The sequence below is a fragment of the Corynebacterium wankanglinii genome, from assembly GCF_013601005.1.
GTDB classification, from domain to species: Bacteria; Actinomycetota; Actinomycetes; order Mycobacteriales; family Mycobacteriaceae; genus Corynebacterium; species Corynebacterium wankanglinii.
The window spans coordinates 41,363-48,367 of record NZ_JABFED010000010.1; the positions used below are offsets into that span (position 1 = coordinate 41,363).

8 protein-coding genes and 1 pseudogene are annotated in these 7,005 nt (G+C 65.9%); 4 read left to right on the forward strand and 5 right to left on the reverse strand.

The annotated features are described in order from the left end of the window. Positions 1-16: 16 nt before the first annotated feature. From HMA55_RS11050 to HMA55_RS11060, 3 genes are all read right to left on the reverse strand, one after another. Positions 17-1,717, reverse strand: a complete 1,701-nt coding sequence (locus tag HMA55_RS11050; protein WP_181193093.1) for an SWIM zinc finger family protein — start codon at positions 1,715-1,717, stop codon at positions 17-19. A gap of 48 nt (positions 1,718-1,765) precedes the next feature. After that, positions 1,766-3,040, reverse strand: coding sequence for a phosphopyruvate hydratase (eno, locus tag HMA55_RS11055; RefSeq protein ID WP_181193094.1), 1,275 nt, complete (start codon positions 3,038-3,040; stop codon positions 1,766-1,768). Between the two features lie 66 nt (positions 3,041-3,106). After that, a complete protein-coding gene (locus tag HMA55_RS11060) occupies positions 3,107-3,913 on the reverse strand; it encodes a lytic transglycosylase domain-containing protein (protein ID WP_181193095.1) in 807 nt (268 codons plus the stop codon). A gap of 388 nt (positions 3,914-4,301) precedes the next feature. Between HMA55_RS11060 and HMA55_RS11065 the strand changes: the two genes are divergently transcribed. Next, a complete protein-coding gene (locus HMA55_RS11065; protein WP_181193096.1) occupies positions 4,302-4,715 on the forward strand; it encodes a hypothetical protein in 414 nt (137 codons plus the stop codon). A 6-nt stretch (positions 4,716-4,721) separates the two neighbouring features. Here the strand turns inward: HMA55_RS11065 and HMA55_RS11070 are convergent, their stop codons facing one another. Beyond that, the gene (locus HMA55_RS11070; protein WP_181193097.1) at positions 4,722-5,327 is read right to left on the reverse strand and encodes a MazG nucleotide pyrophosphohydrolase domain-containing protein; all 606 of its coding nucleotides are present in this window, start codon (positions 5,325-5,327) and stop codon (positions 4,722-4,724) included. A gap of 34 nt (positions 5,328-5,361) precedes the next feature. Here HMA55_RS11070 and HMA55_RS11075 point away from each other — a divergent pair, with 34 nt between their 5' ends. The 3 genes from HMA55_RS11075 to HMA55_RS11085 all read left to right on the forward strand — a co-directional run bounded on the left by HMA55_RS11075 (position 5,362) and on the right by HMA55_RS11085 (position 6,740). Continuing rightward, on the forward strand, positions 5,362-6,015 hold the full coding sequence (locus tag HMA55_RS11075) for an 8-oxoguanine DNA glycosylase OGG fold protein (protein WP_181193098.1): 654 nt from the start codon (positions 5,362-5,364) through the stop codon (positions 6,013-6,015). Positions 6,016-6,156: 141 nt separating this feature from the next. Continuing rightward, positions 6,157-6,348, forward strand: coding sequence for a toxin HicA (locus HMA55_RS11080; RefSeq protein WP_181193099.1), 192 nt, complete (start codon positions 6,157-6,159; stop codon positions 6,346-6,348). A 2-nt stretch (positions 6,349-6,350) separates the two neighbouring features. Beyond that, positions 6,351-6,740, forward strand: a complete 390-nt coding sequence (locus HMA55_RS11085) for a hypothetical protein (RefSeq protein WP_181193100.1) — start codon at positions 6,351-6,353, stop codon at positions 6,738-6,740. A gap of 95 nt (positions 6,741-6,835) precedes the next feature. Here the strand turns inward: HMA55_RS11085 and HMA55_RS11090 are convergent. Next, positions 6,836-7,005, reverse strand: a pseudogene (locus HMA55_RS11090) (IS30 family transposase); the annotation flags it as partial.

The following is a 7,005-nucleotide window of genomic DNA, read 5'->3' on the forward strand; positions in this document are numbered from 1 at the left end:
CCAGACAGTGTAGAGGCTAGATCCGCTCAAGGATCTCGCGGATCGCGGCGCGGCCGGCATAACGCTCGCACAGGTCGGCTACGAGCTCCTCGAAGCGCTCGAGGGCGGCCTGGTCGTCGGCGACGAACTTGCGGATGTCCCGCAGCTCCGCCTCCATGCGCTTGTAGGAGGGCAGGTCGCCGGCGGCGGCGAAGTGCTCCGGCAGGCGGAACATCAGCTCGGTGCCGCGGGCGCGGTCCACGTTGACGCCGATGGCGGTGCCCATGTCGAAGATGAGCTCCGGGTCCAGCTCCTCCGGGCGCGGGTGCTCGGTGGCCACCTTGTAGCCCAAGTCGAAGTCGTCGAAGTGCTCGGCGTAGAGCAGCTGCAGGTTGCCGCGAACCCAGCTCGGGGCGGCGTCGATGACCTCCCGCGCCATGTCGGGGGTTGCGCCGTCCTCGGCGAGCAGCTCGCGGAAGCCGCGGCCCGGGTGGGACTTGGCGTAGGCGGTGCGGAACTTCAGCAGGCTGCCCGGGCCGAAATAGCGGTCCAGGCGGCTGGTCAGCGCCTCCATGGAAATTCCGGTGCCGCCCAGGCCCAGGCGCTTCTTGCTCACGCGCTCCTTGGCGGCCTCCTCGAGCAGGTCGCGTGCGTCGTCGTCGCGGGCGCGTTCCTCGAAGAAGTCCAGCAGCTCGTCGCCAGTGAGCATCTGCTCGAGGGCGAGGTCGTCGCCGCGCAGGCGGGCGATGCCTTCGCGCAGGTGCTCGAGGGCGTCGTCGAAGCGGCCGTAGGAGTCCTGCTTGTCCAGGCGGCGCTCCAGCTCGTCGATAGCCTGGATGTCCAGCCAGTCGGCGTAATCCTCCAGGTTCGGCTCGCCGAAGCCGGATTCGTCGAAGACGAGGTTTGAGATCCACTCCACCACCTCACCCGGTGTCGGCGCTGCCTGGCGGTACGCGGCCAGGTGGAGAATGGTGGCGGTGCGGTACGCGTCGGCGAGGGAACCGTAGGCGTCGTCAGTGCGCAGCAGCATCTGTCCGATGCCCTCGGTGGCGCACTCCAGCGGGCGCACCATTTCGGCACCCCAGCCGCGGTCGATGCACGCAGAGCAGATGTCCAGCAGCGCGAACCATTCCTGCGCCACCTCCGCGGTCAGCCGCGCGGACCAGCCGGGGTTCTTGCGGCGCAACCGCTCGACGCGCTGCGTCAACCGCTTACCGACGGCCTCCGGTCCCCCACGGTGCTCCGCCGCCCCCACCTCAAGCGCGAGGTCCACATTCGGCTGCGCCACGCGCAGGTTGCGCACCAACTGCACTAGCTGGTCGTGGCGCAGACTGTCCACGTACGTGTCAATCTCGTCGTCGAAGACCGCCTCCGCGGCGGCGGCCGCCTGGACATTAGGGGTAAATACCTCGCCACGCTCCGCAATGAGCTTGAGCGCAGTCGCCACCGCGTGGCGGCACCACTCGTGCTCGATGGCGCAATCACACTGCGCCTGCAAATCCGCGCCTTCCAGCCGTAGCACCACGTGGTACTCGTGCGGTGCAGTCACGGTAGAACGTACGACGTTGTCGGTCTTCTCCGTGATCTCCACACGGTTCGAGTCGATCTTCTGCCCACGGTCAAAGCTCGCGTGGTCGGTGCGCTCCGCGAGGTAGTCCACAGTGAGATCCTCAAACATGGCACCTACCTTGCGGGTGCGCCCCACACCGGGCATGCGGATTCGGGTACTTGAAGTCACTCCGGACATGCTACGCGGGGGACCGGAGGTTCGTCTATAAGCAGACGCTTACTTGAAGCGCGGGAACGCGGAACGGCCCGCGTACTCGGCGGCCGGGCCGAGCTCCTCCTCAATGCGCAGGAGGCGGTTGTACTTGGCCACGCGCTCGGAGCGAGCCGGCGCACCAGTCTTGATCTGGCCGCACGACAGCGCCACGGCCAGGTCCGCGATGGTGGTGTCCTCCGTCTCGCCGGAGCGGTGCGACATCATCGTGCGGTAACCGTTGCGGTGGGCCAGCTCCACGGCGTCGAAGGTCTCGGTGAGGGTGCCGATCTGGTTGACCTTCACCAGCAGCGCGTTCGCGGCCTTCTTCTCAATGCCCTCGGCAAGGCGCTTCGGGTTGGTGACGAAGAAGTCGTCGCCCACGATCTGCACCTTGTCGCCCAGCTGCTCGGTCAGCGTGGTGTAGCCGTCCCAGTCGTTCTCATCCAGCGGATCCTCGATAGAGACGATCGGGTAATGCTCCACCAGGTCCGCGTAGACCTTGATCATCTCCTCGGCGCTGTGGCGGCCGCCTTCGAAGTTGTAGGCACCATCCTCGAAGAACTCGGAGGAGGCGACGTCTAGTGCGAGGGCGACGTCCTCGCCCACGGTGTAGCCGGCCTTCTCAATGGCCTCCACAATAAGGTCCAGGGCCTCCTTGGTGGAGCCGACGGACGGGGCAAACCCGCCCTCGTCGCCCAACCCGGTGGAGAGGTTCTTGGACTTCAGCACGCTCTTCAGCGCGTGGTACACCTCGGTGCCCATGCGCAGCGCCTCGGTGAACGTCTCTGCACCGACCGGGGCGATCATGAACTCCTGCACGTCCACGCCGGAGTCCGCGTGCGCGCCGCCGTTGAGGATGTTCATCATCGGCACCGGCAGCACGTGCGCGTTCGGGCCGCCGATGTAGCGGTACAGCGGCAGCGCCGCCGAGTCAGCCGCAGCCTTCGCCACAGCCATGGACACACCCAAAATCGCGTTCGCGCCGAGGTTCTTCTTGTTGTCGGTGCCGTCGAGCTCGAGCATGAGCGTATCGACGATCCTCTGGTCATCCGCCTCCAAGCCCGCGAGCTCATCCGCGATGGTCTCGTTGACGTTGTTCACGGCCTTCAGCACACCCTTGCCGGAGTAACGCTCGTCGCCGTCGCGAAGCTCGTGCGCCTCGTGCTCGCCGGTGGACGCGCCGGACGGCACGCCCGCGCGGCCATGGGAGCCGTCCGCGAGCAACGCCTCAACCTCAACGGTGGGGTTGCCGCGGGAATCCAGGATCTCGCGGGCGAAGATGTGCATGATGTCGGCCATGGTGACTCCTTGCATGGGTCGAGTGCGTAGTTCCGCCAACCAGTCTAGCTGGGCGCGGCGGCGGTTTCAGCGATGCGCCGGTTGGTTCACGGCGTAGTTCGCCGCGGCGTCGCGCACGCGGGCGACGTAGTCGTTGGAGTGGTTATAGGCGAAGATGGCCTCCTTCCAGCCCTCCTCCGTGGCAAGGTCGCGCGTGGTGCCGCCGGAGTTGCACAGTAGGTTGGCGGCGCCAAGCGCGGCGTCGTCGATCTGCTGCGGGTCTGCCACGCCGTCGCCGTTGGCGTCGCGGCCGTAGCGGGCCCAGGATTCCGGGATGAACTGCATGGGCCCTACGGCGCGGTCGAACTCCGTGTCGTTGTCGTACGCGCCGCCGTCGGTGTCCTCGACTTTGGCAAAGCCGCCGCCGTCCAGTCGCGGGCCGATAATGCGGGGCTCCGGGTAGCCGTCCTGGTTGAGCTGGGAGTTGTCAAAGCGCCCCGTGTACGTGCCGTGGCGCGTTTCCACCCAGCCGATGCCGGCGAGGGTGTTCCACTGCAGGTGGCAGGCGGGCCAGGCCTCGGCGGCGATAAGGGCGGCGTTGGCGTAGGCCCGGATGGCCTGGCCGGAGACGTGGGTGGCGTTGCCGATGTCCTGGGACCAGTCAAAGAGCTGGTCGGAGGTGCGCCCCGGCCCGTGAACGTTGATCGCCGGGGGTGCCTGCGCGGCCGGCGGCGGCATGGTGACGGGCACCGGCTGGAGCGGCTCGTGCTGGTCGGTGGTGGAAAAGGCCGCGATGAGCCAGGCGACGAGCGCGACGGCCAAGACGACGGCCGCGGCCGCGCCGATGAGCCCCGCGCAGCCGCACCCGCGCGCTACTCGCCTGGCTGCAGTCATGGGCGGAAAGTGTACCGGGCGGGTGCCTCCTATCGGCTAACGCGCCGGTGATACATACCCGCGTTCGGTCGCGTAGCACAAGAGCTGAATTGCCGCCGGGCTTATGTCTACGTTGATGCACATACTTCCGGTGGGGCACGCGCTGAGTTCAGGTTTCGCCGGAAAACCTGAACTCGGCGGCAGTTTGGGGGGCTATTGGACGGCGCGGATGCCGCCGGGCTGGGGTTTCGCGCGGGCGTTTTCAGGTTTTTACCGACGCGAGCCAGTTCGCATATATGCGCCCGACCGAACGGGGCCCAGCCGCCTAAATCCCTTCTGTCACGCCTGTCACTTCTTTCACATGTATGATCCTTCGCGAACCAGTTTCTTCCCCGAAAGGACTCCCCCAATGCGCCGTCTCGCTTCCCTCGCCGCCGCTGGCCTCGTGGCCGCTGCCGCTTTCGCCGGAACCGCAGCCCCGGCCCAGGCCCAGAACTTCGAGCTGATCAAACTCCTCAACGGCAACGTCGCCACCGCGAACTGCGACGTGCTGCGCGCGAGTCTGACCGCCACCCGCATGGTCGGCCCGGACACCACCCGCTCCCAGCTCATCGGCAACGTCAATGCCGTGGTGGGCCAGGACGCCACCCTGCGGCTGGCCTCCGCGTCCACCGTGGCCACGCTCGGCGACCGTGCGCTGGAGTGCGGCATCGTCAAACCGGACCCGGCCACCCCGCTGGACAAGTTCTTCGAGATGAGCTCCCAGATGTCCTCCCAGGCCAACCTGCCGGACATCCGCACCTACATCGGCGCGCTGCGCTAACTCCCGCTAGGTCTTCTCCCGGGCCTTCCCCTCCTCCCACAGCCGGTCCTGGGTGGCCTTGTCCACGGGGCCGGTGGAGCCGTCGAAAAGATAGGGCGCCCGCCTGCGCATCTTCTGCACAAACGCGTCGGCCACGTCCGAGAAGTCGAAGGCGCCGCGTTCCGACGCCAACTCGGCGTGGAACAGGATTTGGAGGAGGAGGTCGGCGAGTTCGGACCGGAGGGCGTCCATAGGCAAATCGTCCTCGATCGCTTGGGCGACCTCTTCAGCCTCCTCCCGTAAAAACGGCAGGAGGCTTTCGTGTGTCATGGCCTGCTCCCACTCGCCGCGGGCGCGGGCGGCGTGCATGGTGCGGGTGGCCTGGTAGACGGGGTCGTCGAGGCTGGTGGCGCGTTCGAGCGAAGCGCCGTCGACAAGCCAACGGGCGACTTCGGGTGCGTCCTCGTCGGTGGAGATGAGCCACCTGTCGGGGCCCTTTTGGGCGGCGAGCGCGCTGCGGATACCTGCGGGGACGTCGGGGGTGAAGGTGACGTCGCCAGCGATCCGGCCCGCAAGGTGGAGGGGGATCAGCGAGGGCCAGCGGGGGTCGAGGAGCAGGACGGTTGCGGTCATGGAGGGCAAGTGTAGGGGCCGTACTATGGGGCGCATGACTCAGATTGCTCAAGCCCTCGAGACCGTCAAGCCCACCGCGCAGGACGTGCTGGGCGACTCCGTGACCTTCTCCCCCATCCGCTGGAAAACGGGATGGCCACACCACCTGCGCCGCGTGCCGCCGTTCCGCGACGACGCCACCGCCTCCATCACCCGCTCCGAAGTCTTCGCGTTCGCCGCAGACGTTGCCGAATCCGGCTACGCGCGCGACCAAATCATCGACTTTCTGGGCGCCTGCTTCGCCTACATGGCCGGCCAATCCAACCAGGTGATGCAGCTGCAGGCGTTTTTGCGCAACAAGGGCAAGGCGTCTCAGCTGCTGGGGGCTGTGCGGCGGCTCGAGGGCGCCTCGCCTATCGACGCCTACGGTTCTTTGACGGCAACCGGCCTGCCCCCGAAGTTCGCCTCCGCCATCGCGTACTTCCTGGCCGGCGAGCAGGAGGGCGGCTCCGGCGCCGAGCTGAAGCCGGTGATCATCTGCTCCAACCGTGCGCGTGTGGCCGGGCTGGCCAAGGACGCCGACTGGACCGCCGACGAGTACGGCGAGTACCTGGAGGCGTTGGCGGCGGCGCGGGATGCGTACGACGCCGAGCTGCCTCTGGACGCCGTGGAGTGGGCGCTGCGCGAGTTCGCCCGCCGCTCCGAGTAGGGGGAATGTGTGCGATCCGGCGAGCTCAGGGAAAACCTGAACTCGCCGGTTTTTTAGGTGGTCAGTGGCAGGCAGTACATCACGAACCCCTTTCGTTTAGCCCACTACACTTGATTAAGTCAATCGCCCTAAACTAGCATCGTGACAAAACGCAAGGACATCCTCAAAGCGATATCCCACTACGCAAAGACAACCGAGCAGGAACTCACTATCAAAGAAGGCGGTAACCACACACGCATATGGGTCGGTGACCGCTACACGACTGTTCCCAGGCATCGAGAAATTCCCGATCTCGCCGCCCAAAAGATTTACAAGCAGATTGGACTGAAGTAACGATGAACTGTTTTACCGCGACTGTCCAACGTGACTCCGGCTGGTGGGTAGGCCAACTCGATCAAGACCCTGGTGTCATTGTCCAAGCGCGTCGCCTTGATCAGATTGAAGACGAATTCAAAGATGCCCTTGGACTCTTTCCCGAGCTGACCCACGATGCAGAGTCCGCCCAGATCGAACTCGCCATCGGTGGCGAAGCGGAAAAGGCGGCGCTTTCAGCACGAGACGAGCTCGCAGAGCTGCGTCGGCAAGAACACGATCAACTGGGGAAAATCGCCCAGCACGCGAAAGACCTCTCTGAACGCGGTTACAACTACCGTGACATCGCCTACCTTCTGGGCATCAGCTACGGCCGAGTCGGGCAGATTCTCAAACAGCACTCCGCAGCGTAAGGCCAATGATTGACCCGGCTCCGGGGGTTTCGCCCGGCCCGCCGGCTAGATGGTGAAGACCAGATGGTGAATCCGCGCCGATTTGGCGGGCGGGATCAAGCGGTTAATGCGCCACGTTTGAATATTTGCTGGAGTATTTCACGTGGGGTTGCTCCGCCGAGGACTTGTCGGGGTGTGTCGTTGAGTTCGTCTTGCACCCAGGCGACGTGCTCGGGGGTGACTTCGGCGAAGTCGGTGCCTTTCTTGTAGAAGCGGCGGCGGATCT

Coding starts and splice junctions, on each gene's coding strand:
- eno (WP_181193094.1), bottom strand. CDS start 3,040: ATGGCCGACATCATGCACATCTTCGCCCGCGAGATCCTGGATTCCCGC.
- HMA55_RS11060 (WP_181193095.1), bottom strand. CDS start 3,913: ATGACTGCAGCCAGGCGAGTAGCGCGCGGGTGCGGCTGCGCGGGGCTC.
- HMA55_RS11065 (WP_181193096.1), top strand. CDS start 4,302: ATGCGCCGTCTCGCTTCCCTCGCCGCCGCTGGCCTCGTGGCCGCTGCC.
- HMA55_RS11070 (WP_181193097.1), bottom strand. CDS start 5,327: ATGACCGCAACCGTCCTGCTCCTCGACCCCCGCTGGCCCTCGCTGATC.
- HMA55_RS11075 (WP_181193098.1), top strand. CDS start 5,362: ATGACTCAGATTGCTCAAGCCCTCGAGACCGTCAAGCCCACCGCGCAG.
- HMA55_RS11085 (WP_181193100.1), top strand. CDS start 6,351: ATGAACTGTTTTACCGCGACTGTCCAACGTGACTCCGGCTGGTGGGTA.